The sequence below is a fragment of the Deinococcus sp. genome, assembly GCF_025362455.1.
Classification (GTDB): Bacteria; Deinococcota; Deinococci; order Deinococcales; family Deinococcaceae; genus Deinococcus.
The window spans coordinates 1-14,390 of sequence record NZ_JANYGJ010000055.1 but is presented as its reverse complement, the minus strand read 5'-3'; the positions used below and the strand labels follow the sequence as shown (position 1 = coordinate 14,390).

Genomic DNA, 14,390 nt, shown 5'->3' with positions numbered 1-14,390 from the left:
CCGCTGCAACCGAACCGAGCACACCGAATGGACTAGAGCAGATGTCATAAAAAAACCCTTTTTATGACCGAGCGGAGCGAGTAGTTTTGACTGAGCAAGGCGCAGAATGGAGGCGCGGGGAGGCTGTTTTCCCCGTGGCGTAATTCGGAGTGCTGCTCTAGTGGGGTGCCCCCGATCTGGAAGGCGCCCCACGCGGCCAAACCCCGACTTACTGCCCCATCGCCTGCCCGTTGATGGTCGGCTTGCCCTCATTGAGCGACAGGTCGCTGACCAGATCGCGGCCCTGCTTTTTCAGGAAGCCAGCCTGAATCAGTCCGTCCAGGCTGCTGGTCACCGAGGGCGCAATGGTGCCCAGCAGCCCGCGCAGGGCGGCGTCCGGGCCTTTGAACTGGGCCTGAAGTTTGAGCATACCCACACCCAGCGCCGGAGCCTGGGTCAGCATCTGCACGCTTTCGGCGTTCAGTTTGGCGGCGCCGGGTATCTCGGCCCTGGCGCTCAGCACCAGCTCGCCTTCCGGGCGCACCAGGCTCAGGCGGTCGACCGAGAGCACCGGCTGGGCTTTGAGCAGCGCCAGGGCGTCGTCGGTGGCGGCTTTGCGCTGGGCGGCGCTGAGGCTCGCCAGGCCGCTGGCGGCGCTACTTCCGGCGGCCCGGTTTTTCTCGTTGAGGCTGTTGACCAGCGCCAGCAGGCGCACCAGCGGCTCGCGGCTGAGGTGGTTCATGCTCAGGCGAAGCTGCGCGTTCTTGAAGCTCTGGGCCACGGCGCCGGGCGAGTCGATATCCGCCTGGCCGATGTCGTAGCTCAGGGCGCCGTTGTAGAACCCGCCCATGACGCTGCTTTTTGACACCAGCGCCATATCCTTGATGCTGACAGTACCCGCCTGTCCGCCGCTGCTGCCCGCGACCCTGATGCTGCCGATGCGCAGGGTCTGGTCGCCCACCGCCAGCGGGTCGCTCAGGCTCTGCTTGACGGTGTTGCCCTTGACGCTCACGCCGCTGATGGTCATGTTCACGCCGTCACCCACGACCTTGAATTCCGGCCAGCTCAGGTCGGCGCTGCCGGTCAGGCCAGCGTTTTGCACGTCGCCCATCAACGCCTGCCAGCTCACGGTGGTGCCCTGCTCGGTCAGGCTTCCGGCAGGTACCTCAATCTGGCTGCTGGTGGCGCCGCCCAGCCCCACCACGGTCCGGATGGTGGGTTTCTGGCCTTTCAGCGCCGCCTCGAATTTGGTTTGCAGGGCGGCGTCGGTAAATTTCACCTCGCTGTCGATCACTGCCTGGCCCACCGCCTTAAATCCCGGCAGCGGTCCGTGCTGGATGTGGTTAATCAGTGTCAGGCCCACCGGTTTGCTCTCGCCCTTGAGCCCCAGCACGATGTTCATGGTCTGGGTGCTGTTCATGAACCCCCGGTCATAGGTGCTGCTCTTCACCTGGGCGTAACCGGTGGCCTCCACCGCCGTCTTGATATTTTTGGCCAGGTCTTCCTGAGCGGTGACGGTCTGCGAGCCGATGTAGGCGGTGCCCCCGGCCAGGCCGCCCACCAGGAGCAGGGCGCCTATGCCCAGGGCGGGCAGGGGCGAGCGTTTGCGAACAGGAGTCGGACGGCGCACTTGAGTCATGCCGCCAGCCTAGCGTCTGTGGCCCGGATTGTGTTCTGACGGGTTGACTCTAGAGCAGATGTCATAAAAAGACCCTTTTTATGACCGAGCGGAGCGAGTAGTTTTGACTGAGCAGGACGCAGAATGGAGGCGCGGGGAGGCTGTTTTCCCCGTGGCGTAATTCGGAGTACTGCTCTAGGCCGTCTGGCGTAGGCATTGATGCGGTGGGCTGGGCGAAACTCGGTGTGGATATTTCGGCCTAAAGATCGGTGCCCAAAGATCGGTGCCTAAAGATCGGTGCCCAAAGATCGGTGCCCAAAGATCGGTGCCCAAAGATCGGTGCAAAGAGAAACTGGAGATGCCTGGAGTTGCCGGGCTAAACTGGCCGGTATGTCAGACCCCGCCTCCCCGCTGCTGTGGCGCAGCCTCAACCCCGACGCTCCGACGCTGGAGCATCTGCGTCTGCTGCGCTGGAGCCGCGCCGAGGGGACGGTGGTGGGCCGCCAGGGCGGACACGCCTTCGCGCTGAAGTACGAACTCGACCTCGGCGACGACGGCTGCCCCACCATCCTCGATCTGCAAGTGGCGGGCGGCGCGGCCATGACCATCTACCGCTCCAAATCCGGCGTCTGGAGCAGCGCCTCCGGCCACCGTCTGAGCAAGCTTGAGCACTGCACCGACCTCGACCTGCGCGTCACGCCGATCACCAACACCTTGGCGCTGCGCCGCCTGAAGCTGGGCGTGGGCCAGTCGGGCGACCTTCTGGCCGCCTGGGTGAACGTGCCGGACCTGTCCCTCAGAGCCGTGCGCCAGCGCTACACCCGCACCGCCGAGCAGACCTACCGCTACAAGAATCTGGAAAGCGGCTTCACCAGCGAGCTGAGGGTGGACGACGACCTGCTGGTGCTGACCAGCTCGGACGCCTACGAGCGGGCGTAGGAGAGTCGATACGTTGTCATCCTGATAGTGAAGGATCCCGCTGTTTGAAAACGGAATTCAGAGATGACCGCGTTCGGTGGGCTGGCCCTCCCTTCACTCCAGGCGCTCACCTCAGCGTCAATTCCCCGCCCTGGACGCCCACCGTGACCTTGCCGCCGCCTGATAAGCGTCCGAACAGCAGTTCGTCGGCCAGCGGGCGCTTCAGGCGCTCCTCGATGACGCGGCCCAGCGGACGGGCGCCCATGGCCGGGTCGTAGCCCAGCCGCGCCAGCAGGGCGCGGGCGGCGGGCGTGACGCTCAGGGTCACGCCCCGTTCGGTAAGCTGCGCGTCCAGCTCGGCCAGGAACTTGTCCACGACCTGCGCCATGACCGACTCCGACAGCGCCGCGAAGGGAATGATGCCGTCGAGGCGGTTGCGGAATTCCGGCGTGAAGGTCCGCTTGACCGCTTCGAGTTGCTCGCTGCCGCGCCCCACCGGAGCGAAGCCCAGCGCGGGCCGCGAGGCGTCGGCGGCGCCCGCGTTGGTGGTGAACAGGACCATCAGGCCGCGCCCATCGATCTTCTTGCCCGCGTGGTCGGTCAGCGTGCCGTGGTCGAGCAGTTGCAAAAAGATGTTGTACACATCCGGGTGCGCCTTCTCGATCTCGTCGAGCAGCAGCACGCCCTGGGGATGCTTGGCGATGGCGCCCGTCAGCAGCCCGCCCTGATCGAAGCCCACGTAGCCGGGCGGCGCCCCGATCAGCCGGGCGACGGTGTGCGGCTCCTGGTATTCGGACATGTCGAATCTGAGGAGTTCCACACCGAGTCTGTCGGCCAGCGCCCGCGCCAGCTCGGTTTTGCCCACGCCCGTCGGCCCGGCGAACAGGAAGGCGCCCTGGGGTCTACGCGGGTCGCGCAGCCCGGCGCGGGCCAGTTTCACGGCGCTCGACAGGGCCTTGACGGCTGCCGCCTGACCGTAGACGCGCTCACCCAGGTCCTGTTCCAGCGTGGCGAGCGACTTGACCTCTTCGGCCCTGACCTGCCCCACCGGCACGCGGGCGATGCGGGCCACCGTCGCCTCGATGTCGGCCTCCGTGACCTCGCCGCCCAGGCCGCGCACTGATCTGGCCGCCCCCGCCTCGTCGATCACGTCGATGGCCTTGTCGGGCAGAAAGCGGTCGCGCACGTAGCGGGCCGAGAGCTTCACGGCGGCGTCCAGGGCGGCCTCGCTGTAGGTCACGTGATGGTGCTCGGCGTAGCGGTTACGTAGGCCCTTCAGAATCTCCAGCGCGTCCTGTTCACTGGGCTCCGGCACGTCCACGACGCCGAAGCGGCGCCAGAGTGCCCGGTCCCGTTCCAGATGGCGCAGCTCCTGGGGCGTGGTGGCGCCCAGCACCCGCAGCCCGCCGCGTGCCAGGGCGGGTTTGAGCAGGTTCGCCGCGTCCATGCTGCCGCCCTCGGTGGCCCCGGCGCCGACCAGGGTGTGCAGCTCATCTATAAAGAGCACGCAGTTGTGCGATTCCAGCGCCTTCAGCACGGCCTTGAGGCGCTGCTCGAAGTCGCCCCGGTAGCGCGTTCCGGCGATGAGAGCGCCCATATCCAGCGCGTAGACGCGGGCCTGACGCAAAAAGCCGGGCGCGTCCTTGCCGCTGACGTGCTGGGCCAGCGCCTCGGCCAGCGCGGTTTTGCCCACGCCCGGCTCGCCGACGAGCACCGGATTGTTCTTGGTGCGCCGCGCCAAGATGTGCAGCACCCGCTCCAGCTCCACTGCGCGGCCGATCACCGGATCGAGGCTGCCCGCCTCGGCCTGGGCGGTCAGGTCGGTGGTGTAGGCGGCGAGTGGGTCTATAGGTTGCTCGCCTTCTAGTGCCGTGTCCTCGGTGCCGGATTCAGTGCCGGGCTGGCCCTGCTGCTCGCCGCCGTGGCTGACGTAGTCCAGCACCCTCAGCCGGGTGACACCCTGGGCTTCGAGCGCGGCGCGAGCGAAACTGTCGGGCTGCTCTAAGAGTTCGATCAGCACCAGGTCGCCGGTCACGTCCTGGCGACCCTTGCCGCTGGCGTGGCGCTGGAGCACGGCGTCCTGCACGACTTCCTGCACGCCGAGGGTCAGTTCGGGGTGGGCGTTGACTTCTTCAAAAGTGGCCAGCACGGCATCGAGATCGGTTCGCAGGCGCTTCAGGTCCGCGCCGCTGCCGAGCAGGGCCGCCCTGGCGTCGGGGTCGTCGGTCAGGGCGTAGAGCAGGTGCTCCAGCGTCACGTATTCGTGGCCGCGCTCCCCGGCGAGGATGGCGGCGCGTTCTAAGGTCCGGCTGAACTGGGCGGCAATCATAAGCAATTCCTTCTGTTCATACGCTCGCGGCTCATAGGTCCGGCTCCGGCTCGGCCACCACGCGCAGCGGAAAGCCCTCGGCGCGGGCGTGCTGGGTCACCTGGGCGACCTTGGTTTCGGCCACCTCGCGGGTATACACCCCGGCCACGCCCTGCCCCTTGCGGTGAACCGCCAGCATGATGGCCTGGGCTTCGGGCTCGGCCTTGCGAAAATACTGCCCCAGCACCATCACCACGAAGTCCATCGGGGTGTAGTCGTCGTTGAGCAGCAGCACCCGGTAGAGGCGTGGGCGCGTGGTCTGGGTGCGCTCCAGCGTCTGGGTGTTGCTGCCAGGGTCGGCGGGGGTGCGGCGGGTCACGGGGGTATGGTAGCGCCGCCTGGGGAGGGCAAGTGGCAGCGGGGACAAGATTGGGCGGGGGTGAGCTCGACTGTCCCATGCCGGGCGCCTGAGCTTGCTGATGGGCCATGAGAATTTACCAGGCATCCCTTCAGGCGCCCCATCAGCCTGCCGTCAGTGCTCAGCGTCCTGCTGAGCGCCTTGGGCCGTATACGGCGTGCAGCGCTCCAGTTCACGCAAGGTGGTCGTGCGGTGGACGCCGAGCTGCGTGGCGATCTGGCTGGCCGTATGCCCCCCTCACAGAACGCTTCGATCTTGTACCGTAGAGGCAGCGTGATGCGGTGGTAGCACATGTTTTCTCCTGTCAGAGAAAGCTCCTGTCAGAGAAAGCGTAGCCCCTCCGGATCACGCTGCGCTAGCAACTGGAATTCACCATATCTATGACCCTGTGCCATAATTGCCCTGTGAACGTCCTTGTCCCTCGCACCCTCGCTGCTTTTTGGGCTGACTACCCTGAAGCTGAGGAGCCGCTGCGCGAGTGGTTACGTCACGTTCAGAGGACGACCTACGGCAACTTCGCAGAGGTCCGTGGCGACTACGGCAGTGCCGACTGGGTGGGGGGATTTATCGTCTTCAACATTGGCGGCAACAAGTACCGGCTGATCGTCTTTCCGAACTTTCCCGGTCAGCGATTCTTGATCGAGGCTGTTTTCACACATCGGGCATACGATGCCTGGAGGCCATAAGTGACCAACTTCTCCCAACTCTCCAGCACGTTTCAGCAGCTTCAGGGCCTCGCCCCGGAGGCGTTCACTCCCATCGCGAGCGAAGCCGACCTCATCAGCGCCACCGCCTTCCTCCAGTTACTCGACCGTGAAATCGGCGACACGGTGAGTCATCCACTCGCACCGCTGGCTGAGACGTTGATGCAGCGCATCATGGCTTACGAAGTCGAACACTATCCGATTCCGCCTGCCGCGCCCGACATGGAACTGCGCCTGCTGATGAAGGAGCATGGAGTAACGCAGCAAGGTCTTTCCGAGGCGACGGGGATCGACCAGGGCCAGATCAGCAAACTCACCAGTGGTAAGCGGACGTTCACCGCCGAGCACGCCCGGCGACTGGGCCGCCATTTTAAGGTCTCGCCCAGCGTGTTTCTCTGACTCCTCCAATCAGCTTGCTGACGGGCTATGAGAATTTACCAGGCATCCCTTCAGGCGCCCCATCAGCCTGCCGTCAGTGCTCAGCGTCACACTGCGGACATGAACAAGACCCTGATCTCCGCTGCCACCCTCGGCCTCTCGCTCGGCCTGCTCGGTGCCCCCGCGTTCGCCACCCCCAAAATCAGCGCCCAGAGCATCATCGTCAACCCCGTGCCCGCCGACGTTTCGGTGCAGGTCTGGACCGACCGCGACAGCAGCGGCTCACAGACGCCCAACTACCTGCCCGGTGACCGCATCCGCTTGTATACCCGTGTCAGCCGCGACGCCTACGTTTACCTGTTCAACGTGGACCCCAACGGCCAGGTCGATCTGATTTTGCCCAACCGCTATGCGGGCGGCGCCAACTTCGTCAAGGCCAACACCGTCAAGGCCTTTCCCTCGGCGGGCGACGGCTTCACCTTCGACATCGCCGCGCCCTACGGTCTGAACAAGGTGCTGGCGCTGGCCAGCCTGAGCCCGCTGGACACCTCCAGCATCGCCAGCTTCCGCAGCGGCCAGGACAAGTTCGCCACCGTCGCCCCGGCGGCCCAGGGCGGCTCTCAGCAGCTCGCCCAGGCGCTGAGCATCGTGGTCAACCCGGTCCAGAACCCGGTGCCGCAAAATAGCTGGATCACCGACGTGGCCTACTACAACGTCGCTTACGGCTCCGGCAATGTCCAGCCGGTCCAGACCAACCCGGTGGTGACGCTGCCGGTCTGGCGCAACCAGCCGAACTGGCGCTCGCAGTTTCAGAGCCAGCAGACCGTCGCCCAGATCTACATCCAGTACGCCAACGAACTCCAGAACCAGGGCTACCGACTGGTGAACCGTGACGAGCGCGGCAACGCCGTGAACGCCCGCTTCCAGGGCGAGGACGAGGCCCAGCTCATCATCAAGGTGCGCGGCGGCTCCTTCGACGTGCAGATCATCCGCCGCTGAGCGGACCACATCAAAGCGCCCGGCCCCATTGTGAGGGGTCGGGCGCTTGTGTCGGCTTCGAATTCAGCTTGTAGGGCTCAGCCCTTGACCATTTTGATCGGCGCACAAATAGGAATAGTGCTGGGGTCGCTGGCGTAATGCACGTTGATGTAGGCGCCCGCGTCACCGGCAATCTTGGCCATGTCGGTGCTTAGGACCGTGGTGGCCATGCCCATAGCGTCGGCGGTGAAGTTGGGAAAGCCCACCGTCACCGGGCCGTTGGAGGCGCAGGGATCGTTGCTCGACGCCGGGCCGAAGGCGTGGTAGTGCGAGATGTAGGCCTTGCCGGGGGTCAGGCCGCTGAGCGTCAGGGTGGTGGTGCTCATGCCAGCGTTGCCCAGGCTCACGCTGGCCACGCCCGCCGCCGCCGGATCGGCCTCGATGGCTTTGTGCTTGAAGGTGTAGGTGGTGGGCTTGTTCATCATGGTGCAGGAACCCAGGGTCAGGGCGGCGGTCAATCCGAGGACAATCTTGATGGCGTTCATGGTGATCTCCCTTGCTGCGTGTATTGCTGATAAAGCGGCTGCTTGTTGACTGACTGTCATTGACCGACTGTCATTGACCGACTCTAACTGACATCGCTGCTCAGCGAGCGGTCACGATGATGGTGCCGCCCATGCCCTCGTGAAACGAGCAGTAAAAGCCGAAGGTGCCGGGTTTGTTGAAGGTGTAGCTGTAAGTGTCGCCGCGCCTGAGCTTGGGCGATTTGAGGCTGGGAGCGCTCAGTGAATTGATGTCGTGGGTGACTTTGCCGTCGTAGGTCCACTTCACGGTGTCGCCCACCTTGATCTTCAGGGTTTCGCCGCCCGACTTGAAGCGGAAGGCGTTGTCGATGATGGTCACGGTATTCTCAGCCGTGCTGGCCATGCCCGGCATGTCGGCCATCGTGTCGTCGGCGCCTTTGCTGGCGGCGGGCGTGGTGGTCGCGCCGTCTTTGAGGACCACCGCGCACAGCGGAATGTCGCCCGGATCGTCGGCGCGGTGGATGTTGATGTAGGCGCCCGCTCCGCCCGCGATGGTGGCCGGATCGGCGCTGAGCTTGACGATGGCCCGCCCGCGAGCGTCGGATTTGAAGGCCGGAAAGCCCAGCGTGATCGGGCCGTTCGATTCACAGGGCGTGCGAAACAGGGCGCCCGATTTCGGCCCCAGCGCGTGATAATGGGCCATGTAAGCGGTGTTGGGCGTCAGTCCGCGCACATAGAGAGTCGACTCGGACTTTTCGGGTGACAGCAAGCTGACCTTGATAAAGCCTGCGCCGATGGGGTCGGTGGTCGAGAGTTCGCCGTGCTTGAACACGTAGGTCTGCACGCTGTAGGTCTGTGCAGGTGCGGCCTGCCCGGAGCCCGCCAGGGCGGCGCCCAGCAGCGTAAGGGATAGGCCCAGGCGAGGAGCGAGGGTGCCCCTCCGGTTGACGGTGTGCCGGTTGATGGTGTGCCGATTGGGAGCAACTGTCATGGTGGCCTCACTTGGAGATACGCGCAGCTCAACAGGTTAGATGTGCAGCCGCGAAAGATGAAGGTACGGTTAAGGCGGTGAACTGAGGCGCTGGACCGAACGGCAGGACGTGTCAGCCGTTGATGGAGCAGGTTGTAGCGCACCGACTCTGACAAATTCATCGCAGTGTCTTCAGATGGGAAGACTGTCTGGCACGGTTTATCGGACTCTCATGCCTGCCGAAGCGGGCCGCTGCTCACGACCTTGCCGCCGCCGAGCTTCAGGTGGTGGGTCAGTCCCGGCGGCACATCGGCCTCCCGGTGCGAGACGACCAGCAGATGGCTGCCCTGCCGCTGCGCCTCGGCGATCAGTGCGGTGACCTCCAGGCGGCTCTCGGCGTCCAGAAAATCCAGGCCCTCGTCCAGAATGATCAAACGTGGCCGGGCCACCAGGGCGCGGGCCAGCAGCAGGCGGCGCCATTGCCCCTGCGAGAGCGTGGCGGCACTCCGGGTCAGCAATTCGCCGACGCCCAGCCGCCCGGCCAGCTCCAGCACGCGCCTGCGCTGCTCTCTGTTCAGCTCGTGCGTGAAGCCCTCGGTGCCGCCGAAGGCCGAGCCGATGACCTCCAGCCCGGTCCAGTCGCGCCGCTGGCGGATGGCGACCTCGGCGCCCAGCAGGCCGATCTGCTGACGGCGGAGGTGGCCCAGGTCGCGCTCCAGCCGTTCTCGTTGTAAAAAGGGCCGGTGGACCTGCCCGCCCAGTGCCGGGTGCAGCTCCCCGGCGATCAGCCGCGCCAGCGTGCTCTTGCCCGCGCCGTTTTCGCCCGTCACCAGCCAGTGCTCGCCTGAGTGCCAGGTCCAGGTGACGGGGCCGAGCGCGTGGTGGCCGTTTCGGTAGACCTCGGCCTGCTCCACAACGATGAGCGGGGCGGGGTCTATTGGCGCCGGGCTCATTGGCGCTGGCGCTGAGCTGGACGTTGGCGAGCTGACCCTCAAGGCCTGCGCTGGACGGTCCAGACCGGGTTGGCCCGGCTTCAGCCGCCCGCCTTCAATCCAGGCGCGTTGCCAGGGTAGATCGGGCGCCTCCTCCGGGCGGTGGGTGACCAGCACGACGGCCACGCCGCTTTGCCAGACGCCGCGCAGGACTTCGCCCAGCTCGGCGCGGGCCGCTGCGCTCAGGCCGTCCGTGAATTCGTCGAGCAGCAGGGCTGCCGGGCGGGGCATCAACGCACGACCCAGCAGAGCCCGGCGCCGTTGCCCGTGCGAAAGGGTCCGGAAGTCGCGCTCCAGCAGGGCGTTCAGACCGGTCTGGGCAGCCACTTCGGCCAGCCGCGCCAGGTCGGCGGTGCCTGGTTCGCTCAGCCGCAGCGCCTCGCCGCTCAGGCCGCTCAGCAGCACGTCACCGACGGTCTGGAGCCAGTCGCGGGTCAGGTAGAAGGCTTCCTGTTCGGGCGACACCAGCGCCAGCGCCCGCAGCGCCCGCACGCCGGAGCGCGAAACCTGGCCGCCGAGGTGGTAGGTCCGCTCGCCCTGATTGGGCAGCAGCTCGCCGCGCAGCACGCGCAGAAAGCTGCTCTTGCCGCCGCCGTTGGGGCCACCGATCAGCCAGGCGGCGCCGGGCATCAGTGTGAAGTCCAGCCCACACAGCAGCGGCCTGCCCAGGCTGACCGTGACGTTGCTGAGAACGGCGAGTGGGGGCGGCGCCTTCTCGTTCAAGCTGGCCTCACGGCCCAACACCTCATGGCCCTGTCACCGTCACCTGGACGCGCACCTGATCGAGTGAGCGCACGCCGTCGGGGAGCTTGAGGACCGGCTGGGCGCTGTAGGTGCCGGGGCGGTAGCTCAGCGCCGCGCCGACGCTGGTGATGCGGGCCAGGGCGTCGGCGGGGCCGATCAGCCGCACATTGGCCGGGGTGATGCTCGACGCCGTGACTTTCAGGCCGCTAGGCGGCGCGGCCAGGGCCACCGGCACGCTGCGGACCGGCAGGCTGCCGAGATCGACGCGGGTCAGGGTCACGCTGGCCGGGCTGAGCGTCACGTTCACCGGGGCGCCCTGGGCATCGAGCGCGATCAGGCGGGTTTCGAGCTGCTGGCCCTGCGCCAGACTGACCGGCACGGTAATGACCCGCTCCACGGCACTCACCAGCCGGTCGGGGCCGCGCACCGTCACCTGACGCGGCGAGAGCAGGTATCTGGGCACGCTGTTGCCCGGCGCGGCGCCCACGCTCAGCGTCACCGGCTGGGTGCGGCTGAGTTCGGCGTCGATGCGGCCCTGGGCGACGGTGGGCGTGACCCGCACCGAGTTGGTGCCGTCCGGGCCGACGATCCGCACGGTGCGGCTGAAATCGCCGTCGGGCAGATCGGTCACGTCCACATACGCCTGGACGTCGCTGGCGCTCAGGGCGCCCAGGCGCTGGCGGCTGCCGCTGAGCGTCACGCGCACGCTGGCCGGGTTCAGGCCGCTGACCGCCCGCTTTTCACGGCCCCCGGTGGTGTCGCGCACGTCGAGCGCCACCTCGTAGATTTGCTGGATGTTGGCGCGGCGGTCCTGCGTCGCTATGAACCAGACGCTGGCCGCCAGCAGCAGCGCCAGCGCCTTCTGCGGCAGATTGTGCAGCAGCCGCCCCCACCAGTAGCGCACGGCTTCCAGCGGCCCGCGCCGTTTTTTGAGCGGCCTCGGCGCCTCCGGCAAGCGTGTGCCTGGCACCTGCCTATCCGGGCTGTGAACCGGCTCAGGGCTGTGAATCGGCTCAGGCACGCGCTATCCCCCCGTCCACTTCCCGCTCTCCCCACTCCCCACATCCCACTCCCCACATCCCCCTACTCATACACCAGCTCCCGCAGCCGTTCGCGCAGCTCGGTGCCGCTCAGATCGGCGCTCAGGCGCCCGGAGAGGGCCAGCCGGACACTGCCGCGCTCCTCGCTGACCACCAGCACCACGGCGTCGGTCAGCTCGGACAGACCGATGGCGGCGCGGTGGCGGGTGCCGTAGCGCCGGTAAATCCCGTCGCTGCTCTGCAAGGGAAACAGGCAGGCGGCGGCCACCACCCGGCCCGACTGCACGATCACGCCGCCGTCGTGCAGCGGGGCGTTGCGGGCAAACAGCGCCTCGATGAACGGCGCACTGATGCGGGCGTCCAGGCCCACGCCGCTGGCCGCGTACTCACCCAGCGGGGTCCGGCGCTCGATGGCGATCAAGGCCCCGGTTTTGCGCTCGGCCATGCGCTCGGTGGCGCGGGCGATGTCCTGAATGGCCGCGCCGCTGCCCGCCCCGCGCAGCCGGGGGCGCCCGATGCGCTCCAGCGTGGCCCGCAGTTCGGGCTGAAACACCACCACCAGCGCAAATAAGCCCACCGGCGCGATGCGGCCCAGCAGCGAGTTCAGCGCCGTGAGTTGCAAGAAGTTCGACGCCGCCCAGGCCAGCACGAACACGCCCACGCCGCGCAGCACGTTGACGGCGCGGGTGCCGTTGAGCAGCGTGTAGCCCTGGTAGAACAGGGTCGCCACCAGCAGGATGTCGAGCAGGTCTTTGAGCGAAGTCGTGGGCAACACAGGGGGTGTCCTCTCGCCGGGGCGGTGTCTGGGCGCCGCAGCTACCGGTACTATACGGGCCTCAGTCTGAGTTGCCCTGCATGTACAGCAGCGCTTCGGGCAGGGCGGCCCGCCAGGTGACCCAGTTGTGCCCGCTGGGATACTCGCGGTACTGGTGCGGGACGTTCAGGTCGCTCAGTGTGGCGGCCATCCGGCGGTTGGGAGAGAGGAGCCATTCCAGCGTGCCGGTGTCCAAGCTGAGCGTCAGATTCCGGGGCGGTCTGCCTTCAAGCTGCTCGCGCAGCCACTCGCCCGCCGTGGTGGTGTCGATCTGGTTGCCCACCCGGCCCTGCGGCGCGGCGATGAAGGCCCCGCTGTGGCTGACCACCTTACCGAACACCTCTGGACGGCACCAGGCGGTATATAAGCTGATCAGCCCGCCCAGCGAGGCGCCCCACAGCCCGCGTCCGCCCGGCGCCCTCGACACGGAATACCCGGCCTCGACCACCGGCATAACCTCGCTGACCAGAAACTCGAAATAGCGGTCGTTGAGGTAATACTCGTCGTTGCGCTCGCCGGGCTCGACGAACACCAGCACCGCCGGGTCGATCAGCCCCCGCTCCAGTGCCCGGTCCATCAGTTCACCGAGCCTGCCGGTGCGGAAAAACGCCACGCCGTCCTGCACGTAGTAGACCGGGTAGGTCCGCGCCGCGTCGTAGCCGGGCGGGGTGTAGACGTAGCCGCGCCGCTTGCCGGGAAACACCTGACCGTTCCAGGCCAGCCGGTGCGCCGTACCGCGCTGGGCCGGGTCGGTGGGCGCTTCACCGTGCCACAGTTCGTGCTGCGGGTATACGCCCACCTCGGCGGCGCGGGGGTAGGTCCACCAGGGGTTGACCGAGAGCCGGTCGTTGTCGGGATCGGCAAAGGGCTTGCCGTCCGCGCCGATCCAGGCGTACTCGACCCAGGCGCCGCGCGGCAGCGTCAGGGTGATCGGCTGAGCATTGACCACCGGAATAGCCGGGCGCTTGGTCCAGTCGGTGAAGTCGCCCATCAGGGCGGCGGCCCCGGCGGGCGGCGAGAAGGTGACGCGGGTGCCAGAGGCGGAAACGGCCATGTAGGTCAGTGTAGAGCAGGGCCGGGCCGACGATTGCCGCCAGTAGCGTAGTGGTGTTCAGCTAGCGGAATCCGTACCTGCTCCTACTCCCGTTGGTCGGATCTCATCGTTTTTACAAAACGATTCAATCGGAATCCGTATCTAAGTATGTCCTGGCGGGAGTGGAGGGATGGAGCGCTGTTTGCGGAAGCCCGAAATGTTAGCCAGGACATACTTTCTTCCTCACTCGCTCTTCGTCGTGAACGGAGCGGCCAGCGGGCAGGCGTCCCCAGGGGGAGGAGTGGCGTGCCCAGGCGCGTCCATTCACGACGACAGTCCGTTCTGCCCAAGAAGGCCCGATAGGCGAGCAGGCCCGATAGGTGCCGTTCTGCTCAAGACAGTGCCGTTCTGGACAAGAACGCGCCTGGGCACGCCACTCCTCCCGCTCGGTAAATCTAAAGCTTGACAAGGAGATACTTAGGTGTGCGTGCTACTGGGTGTCGGCGTCATGAGGCGTCCAGCAGTGCCAGCAAGGCGCCGCCGCTCACGGGCAGTCCTGACTGCTCCAGTGCCTGCACCACCTGCCGCACACTCAGCGGTGGCTGCTTCAGGTCCGCCGAGAGCTCGGCGAGTACCTTCAGCAGCTCGGCAGGATGCTGCCCCAGGCAGGTGTGCAGCCAGACATCCGGATGGGTGCAACTCAGAAATGGGGGATGATGGGCCATGGAGCCGACAACAGCAGGATGGAGAGTTCAGGCGGACGAAGCGTACCAGGAACTGATCGCTGAGTTGGAGACCCAGATTCGGCCCGGTGCCAGCGTGGGCGAGATTGAACGGGTGCTGCGTTCAGCACATGTGCCGTTTCTGCGTGATCTGTTTCAGGTCATCGTCAGCCAGGAAGAGCAGCAGCACCCAAAAAAAACTTGACGGCTGGCACACCAACGGTTTGCGGCGCAAATTGGTTCGTCATCA

General features: G+C 66.4%; 15 protein-coding genes. 5 read left to right on the top strand and 10 right to left on the bottom strand.

The genetic code is table 11. From position 1 onward, the window contains the following. Window positions 1-208: 208 nt before the first annotated feature. On the bottom strand, window positions 209-1,618 hold the full coding sequence (locus Q0R23_RS04060; protein ID WP_293910633.1) for a YdgA family protein: 1,410 nt from the start codon (window positions 1,616-1,618) through the stop codon (window positions 209-211). Between the two features lie 369 nt (window positions 1,619-1,987). On the opposite strand from Q0R23_RS04060, the gene Q0R23_RS04055 reads away from it, so the two are divergent. Continuing rightward, complete coding sequence (locus Q0R23_RS04055) at window positions 1,988-2,536, top strand: putative glycolipid-binding domain-containing protein (protein ID WP_293910631.1); 549 nt, start codon at window positions 1,988-1,990, stop codon at window positions 2,534-2,536. A 106-nt stretch (window positions 2,537-2,642) separates the two neighbouring features. Here Q0R23_RS04055 and Q0R23_RS04050 read toward each other — a convergent pair whose 3' ends face one another. Then, window positions 2,643-4,844, bottom strand: coding sequence for an AAA family ATPase (locus tag Q0R23_RS04050; protein ID WP_293910629.1), 2,202 nt, complete (start codon window positions 4,842-4,844; stop codon window positions 2,643-2,645). A 31-nt stretch (window positions 4,845-4,875) separates the two neighbouring features. Further along, window positions 4,876-5,202 carry an ATP-dependent Clp protease adapter ClpS gene (gene clpS, locus Q0R23_RS04045; RefSeq protein WP_293910627.1) on the bottom strand — a complete coding sequence of 109 codons (327 nt, stop codon included), beginning with the start codon at window positions 5,200-5,202 and terminating at the stop codon, window positions 4,876-4,878. Window positions 5,203-5,645: 443 nt separating this feature from the next. On the opposite strand from clpS, the gene Q0R23_RS04040 reads away from it, so the two are divergent. The 3 genes from Q0R23_RS04040 to Q0R23_RS04030 all read left to right on the top strand — a co-directional run bounded on the left by Q0R23_RS04040 (window position 5,646) and on the right by Q0R23_RS04030 (window position 7,322). Then, complete coding sequence (locus tag Q0R23_RS04040) at window positions 5,646-5,927, top strand: type II toxin-antitoxin system HigB family toxin (RefSeq protein WP_293910625.1); 282 nt, start codon at window positions 5,646-5,648, stop codon at window positions 5,925-5,927. Then, a complete protein-coding gene (locus Q0R23_RS04035) occupies window positions 5,928-6,344 on the top strand; it encodes a helix-turn-helix domain-containing protein (RefSeq protein WP_293910623.1) in 417 nt (138 codons plus the stop codon). Between the two features lie 99 nt (window positions 6,345-6,443). Further along, the gene (locus Q0R23_RS04030) at window positions 6,444-7,322 is read left to right on the top strand and encodes a DUF4384 domain-containing protein (protein WP_293910621.1); all 879 of its coding nucleotides are present in this window, start codon (window positions 6,444-6,446) and stop codon (window positions 7,320-7,322) included. A 77-nt stretch (window positions 7,323-7,399) separates the two neighbouring features. Here the strand turns inward: Q0R23_RS04030 and Q0R23_RS04025 are convergent, their stop codons facing one another. The 7 genes from Q0R23_RS04025 to Q0R23_RS03995 form a co-directional block, all read right to left on the bottom strand. Beyond that, entirely contained in the window at window positions 7,400-7,846 is a 447-nt protein-coding gene (locus tag Q0R23_RS04025) for a CHRD domain-containing protein (protein WP_293910619.1), read from the bottom strand. Window positions 7,847-7,946: 100 nt separating this feature from the next. After that, window positions 7,947-8,816 (bottom strand): plastocyanin/azurin family copper-binding protein, encoded by an 870-nt coding sequence (locus tag Q0R23_RS04020; RefSeq protein WP_293910617.1) that lies wholly within the window; start codon window positions 8,814-8,816, stop codon window positions 7,947-7,949. Between the two features lie 209 nt (window positions 8,817-9,025). Then, window positions 9,026-10,510, bottom strand: a complete 1,485-nt coding sequence (locus tag Q0R23_RS04015) for an ATP-binding cassette domain-containing protein (protein ID WP_293910615.1) — start codon at window positions 10,508-10,510, stop codon at window positions 9,026-9,028. 22 nt (window positions 10,511-10,532) lie between these two features. Continuing rightward, the gene (locus Q0R23_RS04010; RefSeq protein WP_293910612.1) at window positions 10,533-11,552 is read right to left on the bottom strand and encodes a CdaR family protein; all 1,020 of its coding nucleotides are present in this window, start codon (window positions 11,550-11,552) and stop codon (window positions 10,533-10,535) included. Window positions 11,553-11,614: 62 nt separating this feature from the next. After that, on the bottom strand, window positions 11,615-12,346 hold the full coding sequence (cdaA, locus tag Q0R23_RS04005) for a diadenylate cyclase CdaA (protein ID WP_293910610.1): 732 nt from the start codon (window positions 12,344-12,346) through the stop codon (window positions 11,615-11,617). A gap of 61 nt (window positions 12,347-12,407) precedes the next feature. Then, window positions 12,408-13,439, bottom strand: coding sequence for an esterase family protein (locus Q0R23_RS04000; protein ID WP_293910608.1), 1,032 nt, complete (start codon window positions 13,437-13,439; stop codon window positions 12,408-12,410). A 485-nt stretch (window positions 13,440-13,924) separates the two neighbouring features. Beyond that, complete coding sequence (locus Q0R23_RS03995; RefSeq protein ID WP_293910606.1) at window positions 13,925-14,143, bottom strand: hypothetical protein; 219 nt, start codon at window positions 14,141-14,143, stop codon at window positions 13,925-13,927. On the opposite strand from Q0R23_RS03995, the gene Q0R23_RS03990 reads away from it, so the two are divergent. Further along, a complete protein-coding gene (locus Q0R23_RS03990; RefSeq protein ID WP_293910604.1) occupies window positions 14,142-14,345 on the top strand; it encodes a hypothetical protein in 204 nt (67 codons plus the stop codon). The genes Q0R23_RS03995 and Q0R23_RS03990 overlap by 2 nt on opposite strands. Window positions 14,346-14,390 lie beyond the last annotated feature (45 nt).